22 protein-coding genes and 1 pseudogene are annotated in these 26979 nt (G+C 38.6%); 14 read left to right on the plus strand and 9 right to left on the minus strand.

Annotated features, from left to right (window positions below):
* The first annotated feature begins 2 nt into the window (after window positions 1-2).
* Window positions 3-3104 (plus strand): efflux RND transporter permease subunit, encoded by a 3102-nt coding sequence (locus B5D82_RS01125; protein ID WP_081148537.1) that lies wholly within the window; start codon window positions 3-5, stop codon window positions 3102-3104.
* A 501-nt stretch (window positions 3105-3605) separates the two neighbouring features.
* The gene (locus B5D82_RS01130) at window positions 3606-4010 is read left to right on the plus strand and encodes a hypothetical protein (RefSeq protein WP_172820614.1); all 405 of its coding nucleotides are present in this window, start codon (window positions 3606-3608) and stop codon (window positions 4008-4010) included.
* 119 nt (window positions 4011-4129) lie between these two features.
* Here B5D82_RS01130 and pheA read toward each other — a convergent pair.
* The 3 genes and pseudogenes from pheA to B5D82_RS01145 form a co-directional block, all read right to left on the minus strand.
* Window positions 4130-5260 (minus strand): annotated as a pseudogene (gene pheA / locus B5D82_RS01135) (prephenate dehydratase); the annotation flags it as partial.
* Between the two features lie 370 nt (window positions 5261-5630).
* Window positions 5631-6014, minus strand: coding sequence for an MAPEG family protein (locus B5D82_RS01140; RefSeq protein ID WP_081148542.1), 384 nt, complete (start codon window positions 6012-6014; stop codon window positions 5631-5633).
* A 37-nt stretch (window positions 6015-6051) separates the two neighbouring features.
* Entirely contained in the window at window positions 6052-8487 is a 2436-nt protein-coding gene (locus B5D82_RS01145) for a penicillin acylase family protein (RefSeq protein ID WP_081148543.1), read from the minus strand.
* 225 nt (window positions 8488-8712) lie between these two features.
* On the opposite strand from B5D82_RS01145, the gene B5D82_RS01150 reads away from it, so the two are divergent.
* From B5D82_RS01150 to msrQ, 7 genes are all read left to right on the plus strand, one after another.
* Complete coding sequence (locus B5D82_RS01150; RefSeq protein ID WP_157673820.1) at window positions 8713-9369, plus strand: nucleotidyltransferase family protein; 657 nt, start codon at window positions 8713-8715, stop codon at window positions 9367-9369.
* Window positions 9370-9422: 53 nt separating this feature from the next.
* Window positions 9423-9893 carry a (2Fe-2S)-binding protein gene (locus B5D82_RS01155; protein ID WP_081148547.1) on the plus strand — a complete coding sequence of 157 codons (471 nt, stop codon included), beginning with the start codon at window positions 9423-9425 and terminating at the stop codon, window positions 9891-9893.
* Window positions 9894-9895: 2 nt separating this feature from the next.
* On the plus strand, window positions 9896-12151 hold the full coding sequence (locus tag B5D82_RS01160) for a xanthine dehydrogenase family protein molybdopterin-binding subunit (protein WP_081148549.1): 2256 nt from the start codon (window positions 9896-9898) through the stop codon (window positions 12149-12151).
* A gap of 170 nt (window positions 12152-12321) precedes the next feature.
* The gene (locus B5D82_RS01165; protein WP_081148551.1) at window positions 12322-12873 is read left to right on the plus strand and encodes a DUF2058 domain-containing protein; all 552 of its coding nucleotides are present in this window, start codon (window positions 12322-12324) and stop codon (window positions 12871-12873) included.
* Window positions 12874-12926: 53 nt separating this feature from the next.
* Window positions 12927-13289 (plus strand): glutaredoxin family protein, encoded by a 363-nt coding sequence (locus tag B5D82_RS01170; RefSeq protein ID WP_081148553.1) that lies wholly within the window; start codon window positions 12927-12929, stop codon window positions 13287-13289.
* A gap of 145 nt (window positions 13290-13434) precedes the next feature.
* The gene (gene msrP / locus B5D82_RS01175; protein WP_081148555.1) at window positions 13435-14445 is read left to right on the plus strand and encodes a protein-methionine-sulfoxide reductase catalytic subunit MsrP; all 1011 of its coding nucleotides are present in this window, start codon (window positions 13435-13437) and stop codon (window positions 14443-14445) included.
* Window positions 14445-15086, plus strand: coding sequence for a protein-methionine-sulfoxide reductase heme-binding subunit MsrQ (gene msrQ / locus B5D82_RS01180; protein ID WP_281255937.1), 642 nt, complete (start codon window positions 14445-14447; stop codon window positions 15084-15086). The genes msrP and msrQ overlap by 1 nt, the downstream gene beginning before the upstream one ends.
* Window positions 15087-15172: 86 nt before the next feature.
* Here msrQ and B5D82_RS01185 read toward each other — a convergent pair whose 3' ends face one another.
* Complete coding sequence (locus B5D82_RS01185) at window positions 15173-15454, minus strand: peptidylprolyl isomerase (RefSeq protein ID WP_081148556.1); 282 nt, start codon at window positions 15452-15454, stop codon at window positions 15173-15175.
* A gap of 286 nt (window positions 15455-15740) precedes the next feature.
* Between B5D82_RS01185 and B5D82_RS01190 the strand changes: the two genes are divergently transcribed.
* The 4 genes from B5D82_RS01190 (at window position 15741) to B5D82_RS01205 (ending at window position 18891) form a co-directional block, all read left to right on the plus strand.
* Window positions 15741-16634 (plus strand): LysR substrate-binding domain-containing protein, encoded by an 894-nt coding sequence (locus B5D82_RS01190; protein WP_081148558.1) that lies wholly within the window; start codon window positions 15741-15743, stop codon window positions 16632-16634.
* Between the two features lie 72 nt (window positions 16635-16706).
* Window positions 16707-17258, plus strand: a complete 552-nt coding sequence (locus B5D82_RS01195) for an RNA polymerase sigma factor (RefSeq protein WP_081148559.1) — start codon at window positions 16707-16709, stop codon at window positions 17256-17258.
* A complete protein-coding gene (locus tag B5D82_RS01200) occupies window positions 17248-17952 on the plus strand; it encodes a hypothetical protein (protein WP_081148560.1) in 705 nt (234 codons plus the stop codon). Before B5D82_RS01195 ends, B5D82_RS01200 begins: the two co-directional genes overlap by 11 nt.
* 3 nt (window positions 17953-17955) lie before the next feature.
* The gene (locus B5D82_RS01205; protein ID WP_081148562.1) at window positions 17956-18891 is read left to right on the plus strand and encodes a hypothetical protein; all 936 of its coding nucleotides are present in this window, start codon (window positions 17956-17958) and stop codon (window positions 18889-18891) included.
* A gap of 154 nt (window positions 18892-19045) precedes the next feature.
* On the opposite strand, the gene B5D82_RS01210 is transcribed toward B5D82_RS01205, so the two are convergent.
* From B5D82_RS01210 to B5D82_RS01235, 5 genes are all read right to left on the minus strand, one after another.
* A complete protein-coding gene (locus B5D82_RS01210) occupies window positions 19046-19558 on the minus strand; it encodes a hypothetical protein (protein WP_081148563.1) in 513 nt (170 codons plus the stop codon).
* A gap of 444 nt (window positions 19559-20002) precedes the next feature.
* A complete protein-coding gene (locus B5D82_RS01220; RefSeq protein WP_081148567.1) occupies window positions 20003-22177 on the minus strand; it encodes a malate synthase G in 2175 nt (724 codons plus the stop codon).
* A 462-nt stretch (window positions 22178-22639) separates the two neighbouring features.
* The gene (locus B5D82_RS01225; RefSeq protein ID WP_081148569.1) at window positions 22640-23356 is read right to left on the minus strand and encodes an LrgB family protein; all 717 of its coding nucleotides are present in this window, start codon (window positions 23354-23356) and stop codon (window positions 22640-22642) included.
* 5 nt (window positions 23357-23361) lie between these two features.
* On the minus strand, window positions 23362-23730 hold the full coding sequence (locus B5D82_RS01230; protein WP_245807535.1) for a CidA/LrgA family protein: 369 nt from the start codon (window positions 23728-23730) through the stop codon (window positions 23362-23364).
* A 24-nt stretch (window positions 23731-23754) separates the two neighbouring features.
* Window positions 23755-24690 carry a LysR family transcriptional regulator gene (locus B5D82_RS01235; RefSeq protein ID WP_081148571.1) on the minus strand — a complete coding sequence of 312 codons (936 nt, stop codon included), beginning with the start codon at window positions 24688-24690 and terminating at the stop codon, window positions 23755-23757.
* Between the two features lie 342 nt (window positions 24691-25032).
* Between B5D82_RS01235 and B5D82_RS01240 the strand changes: the two genes are divergently transcribed.
* A complete protein-coding gene (locus tag B5D82_RS01240) occupies window positions 25033-26616 on the plus strand; it encodes an isocitrate lyase (RefSeq protein WP_081148573.1) in 1584 nt (527 codons plus the stop codon).
* Window positions 26617-26979 lie beyond the last annotated feature (363 nt).

The raw sequence follows: 26979 nt of genomic DNA on the forward strand, positions 1-26979 counted from the left end.
TCGTGATTTTATCTGACCTATCAGTTAAACGTCCAGTTTTTGCAACAGTAATAAATTTACTGCTGATCACTTTTGGTATTGTCGCATTCTTAACCTTACCACTTCGAGAATATCCAGATATTGATCCTCCTGTAGTGAGTATTAATACTTCTTATCCTGGGGCATCGGCTGCTATTGTCGAGAGTAAAATAACGCAAATCCTTGAAGATAGAATTAGTGGTGTAGAAGGGGTTAAATCAATAAACTCAACTAGCCGCGTTGGTCGTTCTAGCATCTCGATTGAATTTGAACTCGACCGCGATATTGACGCAGCCACAAACGATGTGCGAGATAGAATTTCACGCGCGTTGAATAACTTGCCTGATCAAGCTGATCCGCCAGAAGTTTTTAAAGCCAATGATGATGAAAGTACTATTGTCTGGTTTGTTTTACAAAGTGAAGCAATGAGTACCTTGCAGCTTACTGATTATGCAGAACGTTATATTGTTGACCGTTTTTCTGTGGTTGATGGTGTAGCGCGGGTTCAGGTCGGCGGTGGCAGAACTTATGCGATGAACGTTTTGCTAAACCGAAAAGCAATGGCAGCAAGAGGCGTAACTGTTAATGACATAGAGCAAACTTTACGTGCGGAAAATGTTGAGTTGCCGGCAGGACAAGTTGAATCAATTGATCGTGATTTTTCAATTCGAGTTGAACGAAGTTATTTAACCGAAAACGATTTTGCTACGATGGTTATTGCGCGCAATAATAATAAATCATTGGTCTACCTTGGCGATGTAGCCAAAATCTCTTTATCGGCTGAAGATGAAGAAAACATGTTCCGTGGTAATGGCAAAAACATGGTTGGCTTAGGTATTATTAAACAGTCAAAAGCCAATACCTTAGAAGTTGTTAAAGCTGCCCGAAAAGAAATGATGTCGATTCGTGGCGGTTTACCCTTAGGTACAACAATTACCAATAGTTATGACTCGTCAGTATTTATTCAAGGCTCAATTGACGAAGTATATAGCACATTGGGTATTGCCATGTTGATGGTGGTATTAGTTATATTTTTGTTCCTGGGTAATGTTAGAGCAACACTTATTCCAGCCGTTACGGTACCTGTAGCGTTAACCGGCTCTATGATGGTGTTGTCGTGGCTCGGCTTTTCGATAAATTTACTGACCTTACTTGCCATGGTTTTAGCGATAGGTTTGGTTGTTGACGATGCTATTGTGGTACTGGAAAATATTTATCGCCGAATTGAGCGAGGACAAACTCCATTACTTGCAGCATATGAAGGTGGTCGGGAAGTTGCGTTTGCAGTTATTGCTACCACGCTAGTCTTGGTCGCAGTATTTGTACCTTTGATCTTTCTATCGGGTAACGTAGGACAATTGTTTACAGAGTTTGCCATTGCGATAGCCGCCGCGGTAATTTTCTCCAGTTTAACTGCACTTTCTCTCACGCCGATGATGTGCTCGAAAATGTTAAAGCATAAAAAGCGTAGTTCGTCATTTGGCCAAAAATTAGATAAGGGTTTTGCTAAGCTAGAAGCCGCTTATGGTCGCTCATTAAAAGCCAGTATTCATCAACCCGTGATGATACTCATTGTTATTATTTTATCCTTATTTGCTGTTTACGGCTTATTTAATCAGCTGCCTTCGGAATATACCCCAAAAGAAGATAGAGGAAACTTCTTTGTTATGATGCGTGGTGCGGAAGGGGCAAGTTATGAAAATAACGTTAAAAATATGCAGCAAATAGAAGAGAAATTACTGGTGCATCAACAAAGTGGTGAACTCGATCGCGTTATTGTCAGAGTACCTGGTTTTGGTGGTTCAGGTGGTATTGCGATTGTAGGCATGCCAGCTTGGGAAGATCGCATAAGTAATACTTTTGAATTTATTAATAAAATGAATGGTGAACTAGCACAAGTAACTGATGTTAGGGCTTTTGCAATGATGCGCCGAGGCTTGGGTGGTGGTGGCTCTTCATCGCCGGTTGAGTTTGTATTACAAGGTAATACTTATGAAGAATTAGCAAAATGGCGCGATATTATTATTGCTAAAGCACAAGAAAATCCAAACTTAAGCGGTATTGATAGTGACTACAAAGAAACCTACCCGCAATTACTGGTAAAAATTGATCACAATCGAGCCTTTGACTTAGGCGTTTCTGTTGGCGATATTGGCCGTACCCTTGAGACTATGCTTGGACAACGCCGCGTGACTAACTTTGTCGAACGCGGTGAAGAGTATTATGTGGTGGTACGAGGTGAAAAAACCGATTTCTCTAACCCTAAAGACATTGATAATATTTTTGTTCGTTCCACTGTTAGTCAGAAATTAGTGCCACTATCGAACATGATCACGATTGAAGAAAGTGCGACATCATCACAGCTCAATCGTTTTAATCGGCTGCGCAGTGTCACGATTAGCGCCAATTTAGCTGACGGCTATGCGCTTGGCGATGCTTTAAGCTTTCTAAATAATGCGGTTGCTGAACACTTACCTGAAGAAGCACAAGTGGCTTACAAAGGGCAATCACAATTATTACAAGAGTCTGGTAACTCTATCGCCTTTATTTTTATTTTAGCTTTAGTCATCACCTATTTGGTTTTGTCTGCTCAATTTGAAAGCTTCATTCATCCATTTGTTATTATGTTAACCGTACCTTTAGCGTTAGTCGGCGCTTTAGCTGGTCTTAAATTGATGGGAATGAGTTTAAATATATACAGTCAAATTGGTATTGTAATGCTGATTGGTTTAGCGGCTAAAAATGGCATCTTGATTGTTGAATTTGCCAACCAACTGCGTGACAAAGGTATTGCTTTTGAAGAGGCATTAATTGCTGCTGCTACCCAACGGCTAAGACCTATTGTTATGACCACCTTTACAACGGTAACCACAGCAATACCATTGGTCTTCGCTGTAGGTCCAGGCGCCGAAAGTCGAATGGTTATCGGTGTGGTGATCTTTGCTGGTGTTTCTATGGCAAGTATTTTTACCTTGTTTATAGTGCCCGGCGCTTATTATTGGCTTTGTCGCAATACAGGCTCACCGCAAGTTATTGCTCAAGAGATTGAAAGGCAACAAGCACAGGTTACGGCAAATAAAGTGTAGACAAAGAATAACGTTATAAAGCCCAATTAACAGCGATGTTCATTGGGCTTTTTTATGTACAGGATGTACGGTATGCCGTGGTGACAGGACGTCAATGAACGGCGGTACAGGATGTACGGTATGCCGTGGTGACAGGACGTCAAAGAACGGCGGTACAGGATGTACGGTATGCCGTGGTGACAGGACGTCAATGAACGGCGGAACAGGATGTAAGGTATGCCGTGGTGACAGGACGTCAATGAACGGCGGAACAGGATGTACGGTATGCCGTGGTGACAGGACGTCAATGAACGGCGGAACAGGATGTACGGTATGCCGTGGTGACAGGACGTCAATGAGCGGGGGAATATTTAAAAGCGGTCTTTGATTAATACCAAGTCGATTAATTAACTAAATCGGTTTTAAAATTCTAATCTAAATAGTATGAAATTACAGCATCTTGATTAAAAAGCATACATAAGATATAAAGGAGGGAAATAATAATAATAAGCTTGGAAAATAATGATGTTTAAGGTAAACAAAAAACTCTGGTCATTTAATTTTGGCTGTTTAATCGCGGGCTCATTAGTTTGGTTAGTGCATATCGGAAATTTAGCACCCGTTCCAAGTATCCTACATCCTCATACTGACTTTATTCTTGATTACTACCCTGGCTCAATTACCGCTATTAGCGCCAGCATTGTTAGCTTATTCATGCTGTTTTTTATGCATAAAGGTTTTAAATTATGTGCCAGTGAACATACATTTTGGTTGCTATTACCGACTCTGTGCTTTATCACCTTAACCTTGTTAATTGGTCAGTTTATGTTTTCGTCGATTATGTTTGCTGCGGTTCCTATATTGTTTGTGCTAAGCGTGAGTGCTGTGATTTTTCGATTAAGAAATCGTCATCAGTCAGTTGCATAAGTTGATTTGAGAATAAACAGATATAATTAAGGGCAGTACAACTGCCCTTAATTATTTTTAAGAATCAGTATTTATAGCAATGCGCTACTCGGTACATTAGTAGGGCTAATGTGCTCGATAGGGTAACAGCCTAAAATTTTAATGAAATTTGTTTGTTCAGTGATTTGGCTTATCGCTTCTTGTAACGCTAAGTGTTTCAAGTTTGCTTCGACATCTACATAGAACATTTCTTCCCAAGGACGACCTTGAATGGGGCGCGACTCAAGTTTACACATATTAATACCTTTATTCTTCAATACTAATAAGCATTCAACTAATGCGCCAGGCTTTTGCCCCGTTGCTATAATTAGGGTGGTTTTTGCTGGGATTTGTTCAGCAACATCAATAGGTTTACGTGCGACTAAAATAAAACGGCTGTGGTTTTCAGTTTGGTTGGCGATAGATTTCTCCAAAGCATGTAATTGATATAAATTACCGCCTTCTTCACTGCCAATTACAGCCACACTATCATCTTGTAATTCATAGACCTTTGCCATGGCATCGGCCGTACTTTCACAGTATTCAATACGAATATCGCTTTGTTTATCAAGAAAGTTACTACATTGGGCGAACGGCTGTCCATGAGCATAAATAGTTTTAATTTTATTAAGCTTAGTGTTCACGGCCGTCAGTAAACAGTGCTCAATGGGTTGCGTTATTTCACCAACAATCGACAAATTAGTATGTTGGAGTATGTCATAAACTTCATTAATACTACCTGAACTGGTGTTCTCTATTGGCAACATGCCATAGTCAACCGAGCCAGATTCAACTTGCTGCATAATTTCAGCAAAACTTTGGCAACCGCTTTCAATAATTTTCTCTGCACGGCGAGAAAAATAGCGATGGCTTGCTAAGTAGCTGTAACTACCTTTATCACCTAAAAAGGCCACACTCACTGCGGGCTCTTGCATATTAGGGTTGGCTAAAGTTTGTAAGTAAGCTTGCTGATTGAGCACCGAATCTTCAATAATAGTTTGAAAAACACTAGTAACATAATGCGCATCTAATCCTAGAGTTTTACCTTGTGTGATTAAGCGGATCAATAACTCTTGTTCGCGTTGTTGGTCTCGAACGGGTCGAATAAGGTGAGCTTTGCTTTTCGCAACATTTAAAGTGAGGGCGCGGCGCTCAGCAAATAGTGCCAGTAACTGCTGATCGAGATGGGTAATTTTTTCACGTATTTTATTTAAATCTAATGCTTCGTTCACCGCGTTTTCCTAATAAGTAGTTATGAGTTTAATTACTGCAATTCTGATATTTTAGTGTTGCCTGTTATTCATTTTGTTTATTGCTATCACTAAAAATAAAAAACCTCCGTGTGGAGGTTTTTATTGAATGCCAAAACCTAAAGCGCGCTCAGATAACTGAGAAAAAGAAAGCGTTAAAGAAAAAAAGTGGTTTTGTCATTTGCATAGCATTACTTTAGCCACCATCACGCAAGAGTACAACTGTTTCTTTATGCCTATTTCTCTCTAAACCTATAAAAAAGGCTTATAGCGTGAATTTAGCTACAAGTAACTCAATAACTTTAGCCTTTATATCGGAGTGAGGCCTTACTTATCGTTTGCTTGGCCTAATTTAGATACACAAGTAGATAATAGCCAAAGCACTTATAATACCCACGGCCCATATTAAGCTGCGAATAACGCCAATATTGATTAAATAGGCAATGTGATAAAGCACGCGTGCGACAACATGCGTAATAGCAAGCTGTTCGATAAAAGCGCCAGTATTTTGTGTTGCTATGGCTAACAAAACTGCAGGGGCAAATATAATGAGTGATTCGAAGGCATTTTGATGTGCTGCAAAAGCCCTCGCGCCAAAGCCTGTCAGCTTGGCTTGTTGTGCACGTGGATGATTATTATCGTAACCACCCAATTTATTCATGGCAATGGCAACCGGGATTTTGGCAATATAAGGCAGTATTGCGGCGATAAATAAACAAATAATCAAAGTGGTCATCATCATTCCTTAGTCTATAAAGTGTTAGGTTGATTCGCTAGTAAGTTAGTAAAGTAAGCTTATATTTGCTTGGACCAGGTAAGAATGAAGAAGCTTCACCTTTCATCCAACTTTCATGGCCTAAACCATAGTATGGGCTCCAAGGGTGACCAGACTGACTAGTTGGCATATGAAAAATACCACTTTCTTCATGGCCAGGAGAAACCGACATCCGCTGTGATGCACCAAATGCTTGTCCTTGAACTCTTGGCATATAGCTATCGCCGGGTAATGCTACTTCAGGCATATCGAGCCATTGGCCAATAAATGGTACGGCACGGCTCAAAGGGTGCTGTATTTTGCTGATATTTTGTTGACCCCAAGTTGCATTTTCCAGCGTGGTTAATTCGGTCATTTCTGAAAGTGTTTTCTCTAGGCTGACTTCGAATAAAATAGCCCAACTATCGTGACTGCGCCAGAGAAAGTTTTCTGGCTGTTGGTTAATCAACTGCCATAAAGGTGTTTCTATTTGGTGTCTTATGGTATTAAAACTATAGTTGTGATCAAGCTTGGCCATATTTTCATTAAAGATATCGAAAACTTGATCTCTAATATTTAGTCTGAAATTTCTAATTAAGCGGTAGGCGACAGAATCTGTACTCGCGGATAAGTTATTATCCTTGATAATATTTTTCACTTCATGCCATTCCTGATGCTTAGCTAACATAGTATCAGTAAGTACTTCAGACAAAATAAAATTTTGCCAACGTAGTAAAAATTTGGCGCTGTCATCAAGGGCAATATTGAGTAAAGCTTGTTCATCAAACGAAGTTTTAGCTTCGAGGTTTTGCTTTATTTGAGCAGACCGTGCGCCAATAGCATAGCCACCATTACCTATTTTTTTTAGCATGTTGGCACCAACAACGCGTGAGTTGGCGGTCCATAAGCGCGAATTTTTTGGGTTGATAACTTGTGGGTAATCTTCAGGTGGTAACAAATCTAGCCATTTATTTTCGCCATTGGACCAAGAGGTTGGAGTTTCACCAAACATTGCGCTGCGTTGTGGTATCGGCCCCATAATGGTCCAGCCAATATTACCTTGTTTATCGCCCACCATTAAGTTTTGTGCTGGCATGCCTGCACGTGCTGCAATAGTAATGGCTTGTTGAACACTTTCTGCGGTTTCAAATTCAGTGATCACCATGTTAACCGCCGCTTTGTCATGAGCAACCCAGCGGTATGCCAGTAAATTCCCTTGAGCGTTTTCACCAATAACGGGGCCCCAAATAGTGTCCGTAACGGTAATGTCGACAGCTTCTTGACCTTTTACCGCGATAATTTGTTTGCGTTTAATAAAGCTTTGATAACCATCAGGCGTTAAGTATTGGCTTTTATCGGCATTGGTTTCAAGCACAATCACATCGCTCCAGTCTCCATAGCTGTTGGTAAAGCCCCAAGCGATATGACCATTGCTGCCAATAATAATGTTAGGTGTGCCTGGTAGCGTTGCGCCAGTCACTTTTACACTCTTATTATCAGCACTTTTATATTCGAAAGAAGCTCTAAACCAAGTGTTTGGTACGCGAATCCCTAAATGCATGTCGTTTGCAACTATCGCACTGCCCGTGGCACTTATAGCACCACCTACGGCCCAGTTGTTAGAACCGGGAAACTCTTCACTTTGTGCTGACTTTGTTCTGATTAGTGACGATGGAGTTAGGTTAGTTAGAGCTTTGTCGAGTGATTGATGATTTAACAGCGCTGCCATTTTTTCGCTAGAAGCAGATGGCCAAGGGGCTCGGGGTAATGGTGATGAAGGCAGCTCTGTGCCATCAATCGCGGCATCCCAACGGCTGCCTTTAGGGTTTAGAAACGAAAATACTTCAGGGCTTAATACCGAGTGTAATAAACCTAAGGTGCGTTCTCGTTTACCGTCTTGATATTGTAAGTCTATATACATACTGAGCACTGTTAATATAGTATCTTCTTCTTGCCATTCAACGGGGGCTTGGCGCAGCAGTAAATACTCAAAAGGTGCGGCCTTGAGATACTTTAATCCTTGATTTACGCCGCGGGTGTAGGACTTTAAAAGGGCTGAGTCAGTTGCAGATAATTGTGAGACTATTGTTGTAGCACGCTCACGAAAACGATGGCGGCGGATTTCACTGTCATAGTCTATTGCGGCTGCTCCAAATAAGCTGGCAAGTTCTCCTGCTGAATTTCTACGTAATAAATCCATTTGAAAAAAGCGTTCTTGGGCATGAACAAAGCCTGTTGCCAGCGCTATATCTAGGCGATTACTTGCTTTAATGGTGGCAATGCCTTGTTTGTCACGCTCTATGATGGCGCTGTCAGATAAGCCATAGAGCGTTTGTTTACCGTCTAATTGCGGTAATGCACTATCGATTTGGCTGTATATCCATGTACTTAAAGTTGCCAATACTAAGAAGAGAATAAACAATATGCTGATCAAAGTAGTTTTTAAAGATTTCATTAAGGTAAGCAAAGTAACAATTATAGATAAGTTAGAGTACCTTAAAACAAAAGAAGTTTGAATCTTGAAGTTCATCCTAATAATATCAATATTTTTATCGTCATATTTTATTGATACTATTTGTTATGGTTGGTATCAATTGAAATCACCTGATTGGATCAATAGGCTGTTACACTTTAGACTGTTTATAATCAGCAGGTTAAGTTGATGTTAGAGGGAGGGCCAATGACAAGTCACTTAAATAACAATGTTGCTATCATCGTGTTGGCCGCAGGGCAGTCCTCTCGCTTAGGACAAATGAAACAGTTAATCAATATCAAAGATAAAAGCTTGGTTGAATGGCAGTTAGAGGAAGCGTTAAAGGTGTCTAGCAAGGTTTATTGTGTGTTAGGTTTTAAAGCGAATGAAGTCAAAGCCCGAATTGACCATTTACCCATAAATACTATTATTAATCACAAATTCTCAGATGGTATGGCTTCATCAATTGCTGCAGGTGTTGCAGCGCTAGCACCTGATATAAAAGCGGTTATGATCGTGTTAGTTGACCAATGGCAGTTAACCTCTGCAGATTTGATTCGTCATCAAATCTTTTGGCAAGAATCACCTCATGCTATTGTTGTTTCACAAGACATAAATTTGGCAGGGTCAAGTGGCAAAGAAAAAGTTGGCCCGCCGGTGATATTTTCACAAAATTATTTTACAGAATTAAAACAATTAACCGGTAAACAAGGCGCAAAGCCGTTACTAGAAAAACACCAAGATAATGTATTAAAAGTTCCACTGGCACATGCGTTTTTCGATATAGATACACCTGAACAATTAAACAATATGTATAAAAACTCGGTATTAAAGCATAACGTAACTAGCATGAAAAAAGGTTAATTTAAAACAGTGCTAACGAAAGTGACGTTAAATAAACTAAAGGAAACGATTGCATGATCACCTTAACTATCAACGGTAAAGAACATCAATTTAATGATGATGGCGACATGCCATTGTTGTGGGCTCTGAGAGATATTTTAAAGTATGCCGGTACTAAATATGGTTGTGGTAAAGGCTTATGTGGTGCTTGCACTGTGCATGTTGATGGCCAACCTGTTCGCTCATGCGTTATGCCAGTATCAGCTGTCGCTAACCAGAAAATAACGACTATTGAGGGGCTTTCAGAGCTAGGTGACCATCCTGTTCAGCAAGCTTGGCAAGATTTAAATGTGCCTCAATGTGGTTATTGTCAGTCAGGTCAAATTATGTCAGCAGTCGCCTTATTAGATCGCGAGCCTAATCCAAACGATAAAGATATCGAACTTGCCATGAGTGGTAATATTTGTCGCTGCGGTACTTATCAACGAATCAAAGAAGCGATTCACCTAGCCGCAGACTTAGCCACTGAAGTAAAAGGACGCTAATCATGAAACACATTGAAAATGTTAGCCGTCGCGGCTTCTTAAAAAAATTGGGTATCAGTTCTACGGCGCTAGTGCTTGGAGTTCAATTACCTGCAATGCTCACTATTCCAAAAGCTTTGGCTGGTGTTACCGGCTCAGATAAGTTTTCACCCAGTGTTTATGTGCAAATAGGTGCTGATAACATTGTTAGCATTGTGGTGCATCGTTCGGAAATGGGTCAAGGGATCAGAACCAGTATTCCTATGATTGTTGCCGACGAACTCGGTGCTGATTGGCAACAAATAGCGGTTGTTCAAGGCTTAGGTGATAAAAAGTATGGCAGTCAAAATACTGATGGTTCCCGATCAGTCAGACGTTTTTATCAACCACTGCGTGAAGCTGGCGCAGCGGCGCGTATGATGTTGCAAGAGGCTGCAGCACAGCAGTGGCAAGTTAACGTTAGTGAAACAATCGCGGTAAATAGCACGATTGTTCATGAAAAAACTGGCCGAGAATTATCCTTTGGTAGCTTAGTTTCAGCAGCGAGTAAATTAGCATTACCAGCCCAATCAGCATTGTTCTTAAAAGATAAAAAAGATTTTAACCTTATTGGTAAGTCTGATGTGGCATTAGTTGACGGTGTAAAAATCGCTACCGGTGCTACCACTTATGGCTTTGATGTTGAATTAGACAACATGCAATATGCTGTTATTGCCAGACCACCAGTACTAGGTGCAAAAGTTAAATCATTCAATGGTGATGCCGCAAAAGCAATTAAGGGTGTTATTGACGTTGTGCAATTGCCTGACCTAGAAGAGCCTGCCGTATTTAAACCTTTAGGAGGTATTGCGGTTATCGCGAAAAATACTTGGGCAGCAATAAAAGGTCGCGAAGCACTAGCCATACAATGGCATGAAAGTGAGCATAAAATTTACAACAGTACTGAATATAAACAAGCATTAGCGGACAGTTGTGATAATCCTGCGAAAGTATTACGCAGTAAGGGCGATGTAAGTAAAGCGTTAGTTGATGCTAAACAAGTGCTCACTGCATCATATTACGTACCAGAGTTAATCCATGTACCTATGGAGCCGCCCGCAGCAGCAGCGCACTTTCATGATGGCGTTTTTGACATTTGGGCTTGTACCCAAACACCACAGTCAGCACAAGCCACTGTGGCACAAATCACCGGTGTAGCACCAGAAAGTGTCAATATTAATGTCACTTTGCTTGGAGGGGGCTTTGGTCGTAAATCTAAGCCTGACTTTATTGTTGAAGCCGCTATATTATCGAAGCAGTTACATGTACCGATTAAAGTGATGTGGACCCGAGAAGACGAAATTCAAAATGGCTATTATCATGCCGTAAGCTATCAAAAACTAACAGCAGGTATTGACCAAGCGGGCAATGTTACAGCTTGGCAACACCATGTTGCAGAGCCCACTATCGGCTCTACCTTTAGTAAAGGTGCTGATTTAATTGGCTCAGAAGCGAGTTTAGGTTTTATTGATATGCCTTACGATATTGCTAATGTTAGTTGTGCTATCGGTAAAGCACCTGCACATACCCGTATCGGTTGGATGCGCTCAGTAACCAATATAAATCATGCCTTTGCAGTGAGTTCATTTATTGATGAGCTTGCTCAGGCAAAAGGCTTGGACAGTAAAGATAACTTATTAACCATGCTCGGCGCCAATCGAAAAATTGATTTTTCTAAAGAGCATGCAGAGTACGGAAATTATGGTGAAACACTAGAGAAGTTCCCCGTTGATACTGCACGCATGAAAACTGTAATAGAAAAAGTGAGTACGATGGCAAAATGGGGCAGGAAACTCCCTAAAGGCCGTGGTCTTGGTATTGCGATGCACCGAAGCTTTGTTAGCTATGTTGCCTGTGTTGTTGAAGTATCGGAAAATAGTGACGGAAAAATTAAAGTAGAAGATGTATGGATGGCGGTAGATTGTGGTTTAGTAGTAAATCCTGAACGTATTCGCTCACAAATGGAAGGCGCGGCTATTTTTGCTTTATCGCTAACATTCTTTAGTGAACTGACTGCGAAAAACGGCGTTATTGAGCAAAATAACTTTGATAGTTATCAAGTCGCTCGAATTGGCGATGCCCCAACCACGCATGTAGAAATAATTGACAGTGACGCACCTCCTGGAGGTGTGGGTGAGCCAGGTGTTCCACCTATTGCGCCCGCAATTTGTAATGCTATTTTTAATGCCACAGGTAAACGTTATCGAGAGCTACCATTAAAGCAATATGGGATTGTTTAATGACGCACAAGATAAATGTCATGGTTATAGCACGTAGATAATCATTGTTAAATACTTTAAAAAGCAGCAATTTATGCTGCTTTTTTATTGAATGGTGTTAAATAGCAAATGAACTGATAAAATAGCACCAATATAGATACTTAATTAGCATTCTACAGCAGGAAATTTAGATGGCTTCTTTACAAGATCAGTTGCTAAAAGCAGGTTTAACCACCAAGCAAAAAGCACGACAAGCAAACAGTGATAAACGCAAAACCGGCAAACAAAAGCGCAGTGGAGTTAAAGTTGATGCCAGTTTACAAGAGCAAGTAAAGCAAGAGCTTGAGTTGGCGAAAAAAGAAAAGCTAGCGCGTGATACCGCTTTGAATAATGAGAAAAAATCAGCATTAATTGCAAAAGAGCAACAGCTGAGAATCTTACAAATTTTGCAACATCATCAAGTGACTAATGTTAATGGTGAAGCAGAGTATAATTACACCTTTAACAGTAAAATTAAGAAGTTATTTGTTGATGGTGTAACGCATAAAGCCTTAGTTAATGGTCGTTTAGCGTTATGTGGTATTGACGATACTACTTATATTGTTACCTCAGAAACAGCAGAAAAAGTCGCGAGTTTAGATAAAACCGTTATTTTGGTGCAAAACACTAAAGTTGCTGAAGAAATTATCGCTGAAGATGACCCTTATGCAGAATTTCAAATTCCTGATGATATGATGTGGTAATTCAATCATTTTATTTTTAGTTTATTTACTTAACCGTGAGCACAAACCCTACTATGTTTTTAATTCGTTGGCCGATTGGCCGTTTAATTTTGTTATTAAACTTTATATTTTCTCCAAGTGCACCAAAGCGCACACCACAGCTACAAAAAGAAGTGGATGCAAGTACAGCACACTTAAGCTTGTATCAACTACCGGCTTGTCCATTTTGTGTAAAAACTCGCCGCGCTATGAAGCGATTAGGCTTGAATATTGAATTACGAAATATCAATCAAAATGAGCAATATCGCGAAGAGTTAATTCGCGAGGGTGGTAAAAGAACTGTGCCTTGTTTAAAAATTACTAATGAAGATCAATCCATTACTTGGATGTATGAATCAAGTGAGATTATTAACTACTTAAATAAATTTTCTAGTTAAGCTACGCTTTATTTTATTGATTTGGTTTTCTTAAGAATTTTTTTACCTCTTTATGGGTCTTCTTATCATAAGTTATACCAAATCAATTAAGTAAGTGATCTATTATTTAATCCGATTAGTATAATTATCCCTATAAGAGGTAAATATGTTAATCAAAACTAAAAAAAATCATCAACTGTCTGAACAGCAAGTTACCGATGAAAGCGTTTATCATTCTAGGCGTGATCTTTTAAAAAAACTTGGTTACTTAGGGGCCGGAAGTTTACTGGCGCAATCGGTTTCGGCCAATGCAGGCGCACTAGATTTTTTTAACAGTGAAAAAGCAGTATTGTTTCAGCGCCAAGCCTTAAAGTATGTGCAAGCTAGCGAGTCGTCTCAAATATTAACCCCAGAAGCTAAAGTTACCTCGCATAATAATTTTTATGAATTTGGTACCAACAAGGGCGATCCTTTAGAAAATGCCCAAGAATTTAACGTTAATCCTTGGCAATTAAGTATTTCTGGTGAAGTCGATAAACCTTTTACCCTAGGTTACGATGATCTATTCAAACGCTTTCCCTTAGAAGAACGTATATATCGCCTGCGCTGTGTTGAAGCATGGTCAATGGTTATTCCATGGGTAGGTTTTGGGTTAGCAGAGTTAATCAAAAAAGCTGCGCCTAACTCACGAGCAAAATATGTTGCCTTTGAAACCTTATATGATCCAAAACAGATGCCAGGACAAGATAGTCGCCGTATTGGTGGCGGTGTTGAATACCCTTATGTCGAAGGTTTACGTATTGATGAAGCCATGAATCCACTCACCTTTATGAGTGTCGGTTTATATGGTAAAACCCTACCGGCGCAAAATGGTGCGCCTATTCGATTAGTCGTGCCATGGAAATATGGCTTTAAAAGTATCAAATCAATTGTTGGCATTAAATTAGTTGAACACAAACCACCGACTACATGGAATAGATTAGCCGATAATGAATACGGCTTTTATGCCAATGTAAATCCTGAAGTCGATCATCCTCGTTGGAGTCAAGCCAGTGAAAGGCGAATCACAACCGGTGGATTATTTGCGCGTAACCGCATTGCCACTTTACCATTTAATGGTTATGGCGAAGAAGTTTCAGCTATGTATAAAGGCATGGATTTAAGGAAAAACTATTAGTGCAAGCAAGTGTAAACACCGCAAATAAAGTGTCTTTTAAAAGTGTTTTTTTAGGTAATCGCGTATTGTTACTGAAAATCACTATTCACATGATGGCTTTTTTACCGTTACTGGCACTTTATTTATTGGCATTTACTGAGCAACTTGGCGCTGATCCTGTAGAAGACGTTATTCATTTTACCGGTATTGGCGCCTTTAATTTATTACTTATTTCGCTTCTAATAACACCTATTGCGAAAAAATATCGCCAAGGCTATTTATTACAAACCAGGCGATTAGTTGGCTTGTATAGTTTTACCTATGCATTATTTCACTTACTGAATTTTTTAGCTTTTGAAGTACAGTTTGATCTTGCACTATTTTTTGATGAGATAATCGATAGGCCATATATTACCGTAGGAATGGCCGCATTAATTATTCTTTTGTCTTTAGCGGTAACATCAATAACCGCAATCAGACGGAAAATGGGTAAAAAGTGGCAAAAATTACATAACGGGGTTTATCTTGCCGTGTTACTGATTTCATTGCACTTTTTTTGGTCAGTCAAGTCTGACATTGTCGAACCGCTGATTTATGTTGCTATGGCCGTATTTTTATTAAGCTTGCGAAAAGATAAAATTAAGCGATGGTTTAAAAGGTAACATTTTGCCAATAGGTACAAAAAAAGCGAAGGTTTGAATCTTCGCTTTTATTTTAACTATCACAGTCGTTATTAACCTATTAGGTATTATTCGTCTCGAGAAGTTACTTCAAGTAAGTGATAACCAAATTGAGTTTTAACAGGTCCTTGCACTTGATTTAATGGCGCTGTAAATACAACCTCATCAAACTCTTGTACCATTTGGCCGCGACCAAAAGAACCTAATGCCCCACCTTGCGCTTTTGAAGGGCAATTTGAGTGTGCTTGTGCGATTGCTGTAAAATCTTCACCCGCTGCGATTTGTTGCTTTAATGTTAGACATTGCTCTTCAGTATCTACCAGTATATGACGTGCTGACGCTCTTAACATTTTATTACCTCTGATTTATTTTTACATCCTGAAGGACTTTAACGTATTTTTTTTGAGAATAACACAGTCATTACAATTTAATATATTACATAGCTTTACAAATCGTACAGGTAATACTTGCATAAAAACCGGCTTTAAATCTCGTCTTCAACTGGCGATGTATTAATTTTGATTGCTTATCGGTTTAATTAATTGAAGTTTACCTTCTTGATAGGTTAAATTAATTGAGTGGGCTAATAACCCCATGAAAATACATCCTTCAATCTAATAAATTAATGAGCCTGGCATGTACTTACCTAATTTAAAACATTTGCGCTATTTAGTAGCGCTACATCAACATCAACACTTCCATAAAGCCGCACAAGCTTGTTTTGTTAGTCAGTCAACCTTGAGTAGTGCAATTTTAAAGCTTGAGCAACAACTGGGTTGTCAATTAATTGAACGTGATAATAAGTCATTTTTATTTACTAGCCAGGGAAATGAATTTGTTGAAAAAGCCCGAAAATTACTCGTTGATACTAATGACCTAGTCAATAGTGCTAGACAGCAAGGTCAAAGCGATGGAGGTGTATTTAACATTGGTTGTATACCGACCATAGCACCATATTTATTGACTGATTTGGTGCCAGCATGCCAGCAAGCGTTAAAAAATTTACGGATTTATTTTCGAGAAGACACCACAGATAATTTATTACATATGCTTAAAAATGGGGAACTAGATGTCGTTATTCTTGCTTTGCCTATTGCACAAAGAGGCTTTGAGAGTTTAGTGGTTGGCAAAGATCACTTCTTCGCTGCTGGTGATCCTAAATTAATGGCAAAGTTTAGTGAGAAACAAGATTACCAATGCTTACCTGAGCATAGTGTTTTTCTGCTCTCAAATGAACATTGTTTAACTAAGCATGCATTATCTGCCTGTAAATTAGCGGATACCAGCCGCATTAACCCTTTTTCTGCATCGAGTTTGGCAACTTTGGTACAGATGACAGCCTATCATCAAGGTTTCACTTTTTTACCTGAAATGGCGATTAAAAAAGGTTTTTCTATAGCTGAGGGGTTAACGATAGAGAAACTATCAGGCAATGTTTATCGAGAAATTGCCTTGATGCGGCGTTCAACAAGTACAGAAACGCCGATACACCAAAAGCTATCAGCGATATTAATAAATTTATTAAAATAATTTGAAAATTTCAAACTATTTTAATCTTCAACTCTACCTTTAATATAAGACAGTAAATTAATAGGAAAATGCGTGTTTGAACGAAGCGATGAAACGCTAGTAAAACAAGCGCTGAAAGGAAAGAAGTCAGCTTGGGTTACCTTAGTAAAACGGTATGAGAAAAACTTATACAACTACACTCTGCGTATGGTGAGTAATCCTGATGACGCCTTAGATTTGATGCAAGATGTTTTTATGGCGGTTTTTCGTAACTTAGCGTCATTTCGTGGCGACAGCCCTTTTAAAGGTTGGATGTTTAAAATTGCTCATTATCGGTGTATTGAATTTTATCGCCGTAAAAAACCGACGCAATCACTAGACGATACACCTGAGCAAGAAGAGCAAAGTAGCGATGCCTGCCCTGAAGCTCATTTATTTTCCGGACAGCAAGCTAGCCTGCTACAAAAAGCGATGCAGACTTTACCCATTAATCAAAAATTAGTCGTGGAATTAAAGTTTTTTCAGCACTGCACTTTTGATGATATTGCGAAACAGTTAGGCATATCAGTGAACACGGTTAAATCTCGCTTATACAGTGCTTTAGATAAATTAAAAGATCATTTGGAGTTAGACCATGTCAAATAAAGATGAGTCAGGCCATGAGCAAGCCTTTGCCGATTGGCTAGATGGCAAATCAGATGATTGTCAGTTAGATGATGAAAGGCAATGGCAACAACGTAAAAATACCGTCAACGCTATTGAACATCAAGTAGCAATGACTTGTGACGAAAAAGTGCCTGCATGGGACCGTGCTAGCGGCTTTGAAAGTGACAAAATAGCCTTTTGGCAATGGCGTGGCTTACCGGCATTATCGATGGCGTTTTCTGTTTTTGCTGTGGCATTAGTGTTGTTTAAAGTCGAGCTAGTGATGCAAGACAATGGCGTGTTACTGAGTTTTGCCGGCAGTAATACGCAACTGCAAGAACACAAGTTAGCTAAGTTAGTCGATGAGCGGCTGCAAAGTTTTGCACAAGAGCAGCAAGTGGTTTTAGCAAATTATGCTGCTGATATTAAAGTGAAACAGCAAGACAATAACTTACAGCTTGCCAGTTATATAATGGGCGCCTCACGACAAGAGCGCAAAGAAGATATCAGTGACTTTATACAATATATAAATGCACAAAGAAAAGACGAGTTGTTAGAACAAAAAATTAAATATCAAGCGCTTGAACAAGCGATTAAATACAGTGAAGCTTATAGACAAGAAGATGTTAAGGGCTTTGGATTGAAACAAGGTGATTTTAAAAGTACACCGGCTAATTGGACTGCTGAGGAGTAGAAAATGAAAAAATTAAGTTTAATGACATCAACGTTAATATTACCCTGTTTATTAATGTCAGGCACTGCAATTGCTGCTGAATCAAACAGTGAACAATACTCAGGTATACACAAACAGTTAACGATTATGAATGACATAATTAAGTCTTCTGTTTCAGGTAAATCAGCTGGCCGTGCGTCAGAGATTAATAGTATTCAAAGTACTTATTTACGTGGCCAAGGTGTGGTGTTTACCATTAGCTCGGTAGCAAGAAGCCGTGAGTGGGGTAATTATAACTTTAATTTTTCAATGCCTGAAATGCCAGCTGCTCCAATTGCACCAGAGGTGAACCATGAGTTTCTGGAAAAATTTGATATTGATGTGAATGAAACTGTGACTCGGGCATTGGATTCTGCGGCCGAGGACTACGAAAGAGTTGTTGAGGTATTTGAAGAAAACCAAGATAGATCAAGAGAGTTAAGAGATGAACAACGTGAAATAGCCTATAAGTTAAGGGAAGTCGAACGCGAAAAACGTGATGTAAGCTACCAGCTTTCACGGACAAGTGACGACCGAAAAGCTGAGCTAAAGCAAGCGTTAGCCCAGCTGACTGAGCAAGAAGAAAGCTTTAGAACACATCAAAGTAAAATTATCGAACTTAGTAATAAATTTGCGTTAGAGCAGAAAGAAAAGCAGAAGCAAAGAGCAAAAGAGCGCTCTAATTATTATCAACAACTAACGGTAAACTTAACCCAAACACTATGTTTATATGGCAATGGTTTAAAATCTTTACCAAAAAATGAACATGTAAATGTTATTTTAAAATCGGCTGGAGAAAAGTCAGCTAACAGCTATAAAGATAGTATTCTGGTATTTACCAAGGAAGATATCGCGAGTTGTTCGGCAGATAAAATAACGGCTGAAACATTATTGAGTAAAGGTCAGTCTTACCAATTTTAAGCTAAATGATTAAAGCCTTTGTAATATTTCACGTCAGCTATGGGCGAGTTATTCTAGGCTAGATTCGTAAGGATTTAAAACGTATTGCAGATAAAAAACCGCTAATAAGCGGTTTTTTTTTCGACTAATATAAAGCGGTATTAAATATAAATAATCAGCTTTTAATTTTACTACAATTCGACTTTATCGATTTGTTGTCATGTTTAACAATTAAGCTGACTTTACTTTTTTGATCTTTTTCGCTGATATTTTCAACTTTACTTTTAGTGCTTGTCGATGAAAAATCAAAATAGGTGAGTATTTGCTGAAGTTTGTCATTAAATTTTGCCGCAAACTCAAAGATAGAATTTTTGTTATCAAATTTACGTGGCACTATATTTACAAAATCTGCGACTTCAATACCGAGCAATGGTTGCCGAGATTTTAAAGTTAGTGTACGTGAATTATTTTGATGGTAAACATTGAATACTTCGCTGGTAATACTAGGGTAGGCGTAGTTGTTAGTTATATTAATTGCAGGTGATTTCATCTTAATAACGACGATATCGCTAGTAAAAGCTAATTGAGCATTTGCTTTTACTTTGGTCTCTGCTTGAATCGTCGAGCAAAATAAACTAACGATAACAAAAGCAGAGCCTAAAAAATAAGGTTTAGTTTGTCTTGTCATGTTGTATTTCTCATCAAATATCTATCCTAGATCTTTCCCTGATATCGCCATAATACCATTATGATATAAATTAATATAGATAAGTGCTTGCATTTACGCGAGAGTAATAAGTCGAACTGTGCATTTTTTCCGACCAATAGCCTAATTAAATTAACCCGCACTTTAACTAAAGTAACGCCGTCATTATTAATTTTAACCATTAAAAATGAGCAGTTAATTAATCAACTGGGTATAAGTGGCTATTTTTTGGCATATAGCTTCGAGGCTATAGTGACTAAGTGACTATATAAGATAAGCTATTTACTATATTAATGCTGTAATGTTAAATAAATATCACAGTTTTTAGTTTTTACGAAGAAAAAATAGGCCTGTGTTCATAAATCTAATGACTCATGAACACAGAGCCTTAATGGCCAAAATATTTATATCGCTGTAACGCTAGATTTATTTAGCTTGGGCTTTAAATATAATTCTATTTTTATGTAATAAAGGCTCAGTATAGCCATTGGGTTGGTTATGGCCTTGCAGTACTAGCTCTACTGCGGTTTGAAAAGCGATGCTGGTATCAAAATTACTCGACATTGCTTGGTATTGAGCGTCATTTTGATTTTGTTTATCCACAACAGTAGCCATTTTTTTCAAGCTTGCAAGCACTTGTGCTTCAGTACAAATGTCATGTTGTAACCAATTTGCCATATGTTGACTTGAAATTCGTAGTGTTGCGCGATCTTCCATTAAGCCAACATTATTAATATCAGGTACTTTTGAACAACCAACACCTTGATCTATCCATCGCACCACGTAACCTAATATGCCTTGTGAATTATTGTCTAATTCATCAGAAACCTCTTGCGCAGACCACTGCGTGTTTTCTGCCAAAGGTATCGTTAAAATATCGTCGACGTTAGCTGAAACACGGTTTTTTAGTTGTTGCTGTAATTGTAAAACATTGACTTTATGGTAATGCAAAGCATGTAAAGTAGCTGCAGTTGGCGATGGTACCCAGGCAGTATTTGCGCCCGCTTCAACATGGTTTATTTTTGTTGCTAGCATATTAGCCATTTGATCAGGTATCGGCCACATGCCTTTACCTATTTGTGCTCTACCACTAAATCCACAAGCTAAGCCAACATCAACATTATTATCTTCATAAGCAGAAATCCATTTTGTTAACTTGATATCAGCTTTTCTTGCCATAACACCTGCTGCCATTGAGGTATGAATTTCATCACCGGTTCGGTCGAGGAATCCAGTGTTGATAAATACTACTCGCTCTTTTGCCTCATAAATACAAGCTTTTAGGTTAACACTCGTTCGGCGTTCTTCATCCATGATACCCATTTTTAGGGTATTACGAGGCAGTGTTAATAGGTCTTCTACACGGTCAAATAATTCATTAGCAAAGGCAACTTCTTCCGGACCATGCATTTTGGGTTTAACAATATAAACTGAACCTGTTTCACTGTTTCGTAAGGTATTCTTCTTATTAACGTCATAAGTTGAGATTAATGAAGTGATCACAGCATCCATGATGCCCTCAGGGACTTCATTATTTTGTTGGTCAATAATGGCATTGTTAGTCATTAAATGGCCAACGTTACGAACAAACATCAAGCTGCGCGCTTTTAGTTTACCTTGCGTACCATCAAGGTTTTGATAACTTTTATCAGGGTGCATTAAACGTGTTTGTTGCTTACCTGATTTTTCAAATGTTTCAGATAACGTACCTTGATTTAAACCAAGCCAATTTTGATAAGCAATAACTTTGTCTTCTGCGTCAACTGCGGCAACAGAGTCTTCACAATCCATAATGGTAGTTAGCGCTGACTCCATAGATATATCACTAACACCTGCGGTGTCGCTTTTTGCAATCGTACTGTTTTGGTCAAATTCAATAATAAAATGCAAATCGTGCTGTTTAAAAACTAGCTCACTTGGCGCGGATTTATCACCATTGAAGCCTATAAACAGTTCCGGCTGTGCCAAGTTTGACGTTTTACCGTTATTCAGTTCAATAACTAATGAACCGTCAATAACTTGGTAACGCTGGGCATTATGATGTGAACCATCAATCATAGGTATCGTTTGATCTAAAAAGTCACGTGCAAAAGCAACAACCTTAGCACCCCGTTTTGGGTTATAAGATTTTGTCTTTTCTGCTCCATCAACATCAGAAATAACATCTGAGCCATATAATGCATCGTATAAGCTACCCCAGCGAGCGTTTACCGCATTTAAGGCAAAGCGGGCGTTCATTACTGGCACGACAAGTTGCGGACCCGCTATTGTGGCTAATTCAGCATCAACATTTTTTGTTGAGATAGTAAAGTCTGCTACTGGTTTAGCGAGATAGCCAATATTTGTTAAAAAGCTTTTATAGTCAGAAAAAACAAAATTATCAGCGGGGTGTTCTTGATGATAAGCCGTAATTTGTTGTTGCAGTGAAGTGCGCTTTGACAATAGGGCTTTATTCTTTGGGCTTAAATCAGCGATAAGCTTTGAAAAACCATCCCAAAACGTATTTGAAGCGATTGCAGTGCCAGGGAGAACTTGCTCGTTAACAAAGTTATATAACGCTGCTGCTACCTGTAAATTTGAGATGGAAATTCTTTTTGTCATGGGACACCTTTCTTGAAAGTTTGGAAGTAATACCCATTTGACGGATTAAATAGTGAATAGATAATTAATGAGTCAAATTGGGATAAATTTTTCTTATTTAAGACATTGAGGAAAAACTAATACCTGCAATGTAGAAATATTGTCTACTTGATGCAATAGCCGCGAAAAAAAAATAACTATCTTTTAGCCATGATTTTTGTATTTCAAGTAGCTAAAATTTATTTAACTACTTGCTTTTTAATAGATAAGTGCTTTTTTATTTGCCTTTATTATCGCTATATTCATATTATTGTTTGTTGTTATCCTTGCTATTCATGCTGAGAATGAATCATAAATAAAGTCTGTATTATTTTTATATAGTTAAGCTAACTCATTGAGATAAATGATACAGACATATCGTTTTTATAATATATGACCAAGCTATTAACGCAAATTTTCCATAAAACTTCGCTTTTAAAAATGCTAGAACAGCGTAGCTAAAAAGCTGATGATAAATGGACTAATAAATGCTGTGATTACTGCAGAAGCAATCAACGCCAATGAACTATAAGCGGCATGCTCGTAACTAATGTTACTGACAGTTGCCGTGCCGATAGCGTGGCTCGCAGCGCCAATAGCCAATCCCTGTGCTTTTGGTGATTTCACCTTAATATACCTTAACCAAGGAGGGCCAACCAAAGCGCCAAAAAATCCTGCGAGAATAATGGCAAAAGCTGTTATCGCTGTATTACCGTCTAACTGTCCCGCTATGGCAATGGCAATAGGTGTGGTAACCGACTTTAGAGAAAGTGCAACGGCTATAGTATAATCCCCGATCAACAACATAGTGATAACAAAGCTGCTAATAATGGCAATTAATGCCCCAATCAATAGCACGAAAATAATACTTTTCCACTGCTTCTTTATGGTTTCTAAGTGTTGATAAAGTGGAAAGCCTAATGCCACAACCGCCGGCTCAAGCAAGGCATTAAGCATCCAAGAACTTGAAAAATAACGTTCAAAGCTAATATCTTGCCAAAGTAAAATAACAATAATGACTAAAATACTTACTAGCATTGGCTGCAGCCAAATTGCGTTTAATTTACGTTGAAATACAGCCGTAAATTGAAATAGTGCAATGGTTCCAACAATAGTAAAAAGCGAAGAGAGCATATGTGTGCTTAATAGTTCAGGTAACATCTATGTCACTCGTCATCGACAGCGAATCGCTGATAATGTAAGCCGACAACAGTTAATAATAAAAAGGTGGTTACAAAAGTAATAGCGACTATCGCGATGCCAAATTGTTTGATTAATTCAAAGTGGTTCATAATGCCAACGCCAGCAGGAACAAAACATACTCCCATATGTTTTAAGCACCAAACTACACTGCTTTTAATATGATCAGCGTTAAAAATGCGAAAATGTAGTGTTAAGGTAAAAATAATCAACCCGTATAAGCTACTCGGCAATATAGGGGCCACATGCGAGCACAACTTACCAAGCGCAAGACAACTAAAAATGGCAAATATGCTATACAAAGCATTGAATGTTTTTTTCTTAAATGTGATCACACTCACTACGTCCTTATTGCTTTATTAGCCTTCTTTGGCCGCTTCTATAACCAACTGTCTAAACCATATATGGCTAGCATCATGATGCAACAGAGGGCTCCATATCATTTTAAGTTCAATATCTGGAATATCGAATGGCGGTTTGAGCACTGTATAATTCGCATCGTTTTTATGAATTAATGCCGCTCGTGTAGGCAAGGTTGCAACTAATTCATCTTCAAGTGCTAGTTGCATTGCCACGTGATAATTTCGTGTAAAGACTTTAATATCACGCTGTTTACCTATGCGCGCTAATGCTTCATCAACCCATCCTAATTTTTGCACATCTTTCGGATCCATACCAACACCGACACCAAAGCCTGTTTTAGATACCCAAACATGTTTAGCACTCAGATAAGTATTTAGGTTAAATTTTTCAACAACTGGATTATCGGCACTTAATAAACATGAGAATGAATCTCGCCAAATAGTTTTTTGATGAAATGATTGTGGCAACTCATCAAAACGGTTGATGGCCATATCAATTTTACCGGCCTCAACATCATGAAAGTTAACATCACTAGGCGTCATTATGTCAATGGTAACATTAGGTGCTATCTGGTTGATACGCTTCAATAATTTTGGTAATAGCGTAGAGGCTGCATAGTCACTTGCCATCAGACGAAAAACCCGTTGGCTATTTTTTTCGTTGAATTCCTCTTCACCTTGGAGTGCTTCTTCTAGCTCCAATAAAATTTTTCTAATAGCAGGCGCTAAAGCTCGAGCTCGTTCGGTAGGCACCATGCCATCAGAAGTTCTCACTAAAATAGGGTCGTTAAAAAGTGTTCGCAGCCTTTTTAAACCATTGCTCATCGCCGGTTGAGTAATATTTAACTGGCCAGCAGCGCGAGTAACATTCTTCTCTCTGAGTAAGACATCAAGATAAATCAGCAGATTTAAATCAATTTTTGAGATATTCATAACATTAATAATCTAGGACATAAACATAACTTAGATTTATGTCATGGCTTATGGTGAGAATCAAGTAAATTTCATGGGAAAATTAAATTAATTTCAGCGTGATTTTTATGAATAATTCATAAGATGAGTTAGAACTATTTGAATATATTAGATTATTTACATTTATATTTTAGAGTTATTACACCACTATTCATGGCAGAAATGGTAGGGATGCTAATTATATATTTTGTTTATTCATGAATGTTGGTTTAGTATTTATGTTGTCCGGTGTGATTGCTTACATAAGCAGTTACATCATCAAACATATAAATACTGTCAGTTAAAACTTTTGGAGAAAGTGATATGTCTAATTATCAAAGTGCAATAGAAGCAGTTAAAGAAATTAAAGAAAAAGCTGGCAGTTCTTGGGATGCCATCAATCCAGAGTCTGTAGCCCGTATGAGAGTACAGAATAGATTTAAAACTGGTTTAGACATTGCACAATACACTGCAGATATCATGCGTCGCGATATGGCTGCTTTCGACGCTGATAGTACTAAGTACACTCAATCTTTAGGTTGCTGGCACGGGTTTATTGGCCAACAAAAAATGATTTCTATTAAGAAACATTTTGATGGTCAAACAGATCGTCGTTACTTGTATCTTTCAGGCTGGATGGTTGCTGCTCTTCGTAGTGAGTTTGGTCCGCTTCCTGACCAATCTATGCACGAAAAAACCTCAGTAGCTTCTTTAGTTGCAGAGCTTTACACTTTCTTACGTCAAGCAGATGCCCGTGAATTAGGTGGTCTTTTCCGTGAATTAGACGCAGCATCTGAAAGCGATAAAGCGGCTATTCAGCACAAAATCGATAACCACGTTACTCACGTAGTTCCAATTATTGCTGACATCGATGCAGGTTTCGGTAATGCTGAAGCCACTTACCTAATGGCGAAGCAAATGATTGAAGCTGGTGCTTGTGCTTTGCAAATTGAGAACCAAGTTGCTGATGAAAAGCAATGTGGACACCAAGACGGTAAAGTAACGGTTCCTCATGCTGATTTCCATTCTAAAATCCGTGCATTACGTCACGCTTTCTTAGAATTAGGTATCGATAACGGTATTATCGTTTCACGCACAGACTCTGAAGGTGCTGGCCTTACAAAAGAAATTGCGGTTGTTAAAGAGCCTGGCGATCAAGGCGATATTTATAACTCATTCCTAGATGTTGAAGAAATTGACGTTGCTGATATGGCTGAAGGCGATGTATGTTTCAATCGTAACGGTAAGCTTGTTCGTCCTAAACGCCTACCTTCTGGTTTATACCAATTCCGTCAAGGTACGGGTGAAGAGCGTTGTGTATTTGACAGCATTGAAGCTATTAAAGCGGGCGCAGACCTACTTTGGATTGAAACGGCAACACCAAACGTTGCTGACATCACTGCAATGATGAATGAGGTACGCAAAGAAATTCCAAATGCTAAGCTTGTTTACAACAACAGCCCATCATTTAACTGGACGCTTAACTTCCGTCAACAAGCATACGACACTATGGTTGAAGCCGGTGAAGACGTATCTAGCTATGTTCGCTCAGATTTAATGAATGTTGATTACGATACTACTGAGCTTGCTGTAGCTGCAGATGACAAAATCCGTAGCTTCCAATCAGATACAGCGCGTGAAGCTGGTATTTTCCATCACCTAATTACATTGCCTACTTACCATACGGCTGCGTTATCGACCGATAACCTTGCTAAAGAATACTTTGGCGATGCGGCTATGTTGGGTTATGTTGAAGGTGTACAACGTAAAGAAATTCGTCAAGGTATTGCCTGTGTTAAACATCAAAACATGTCAGGTTCAGACATGGGTGATGATCACAAAGAATACTTTGCAGGTGAAAACGCACTTAAAGCCGGTGGAGCGAAAAACACCTCTAACCAGTTTTAATAACATATCAACTTCATTGTTGGTTTGTAAAAGAGACCCCAACCGAAGAAAAGTACTGTGTTAAAGCAGTAATGCCGATAAGTTAAAAATATTTAGCTTATAAATTGGCAATAAAACCAAAATCCGATGAAACTTATTCATCGGATTTTTTTTTGGGAACATGCCTAGTACCTCATTATTTAGAACTGTTTTTGGTGGTTAATTAAAATAAAATCCGAAGTTTTTCGTAGTCAAATTTTAATTGGTTAACATAACTTTACATATTAGGTGGATGATATCAGTGGTTAACCTGTTAAATCTGTAGTTTTTTTGTTATAAAACCTATTGATTTATTTTAGTTAAATCGTATTTCATTGACACTAA

Source organism: Cognaticolwellia beringensis, assembly GCF_002076895.1.
GTDB lineage: Bacteria > Pseudomonadota > Gammaproteobacteria > Enterobacterales > Alteromonadaceae > Cognaticolwellia > Cognaticolwellia beringensis.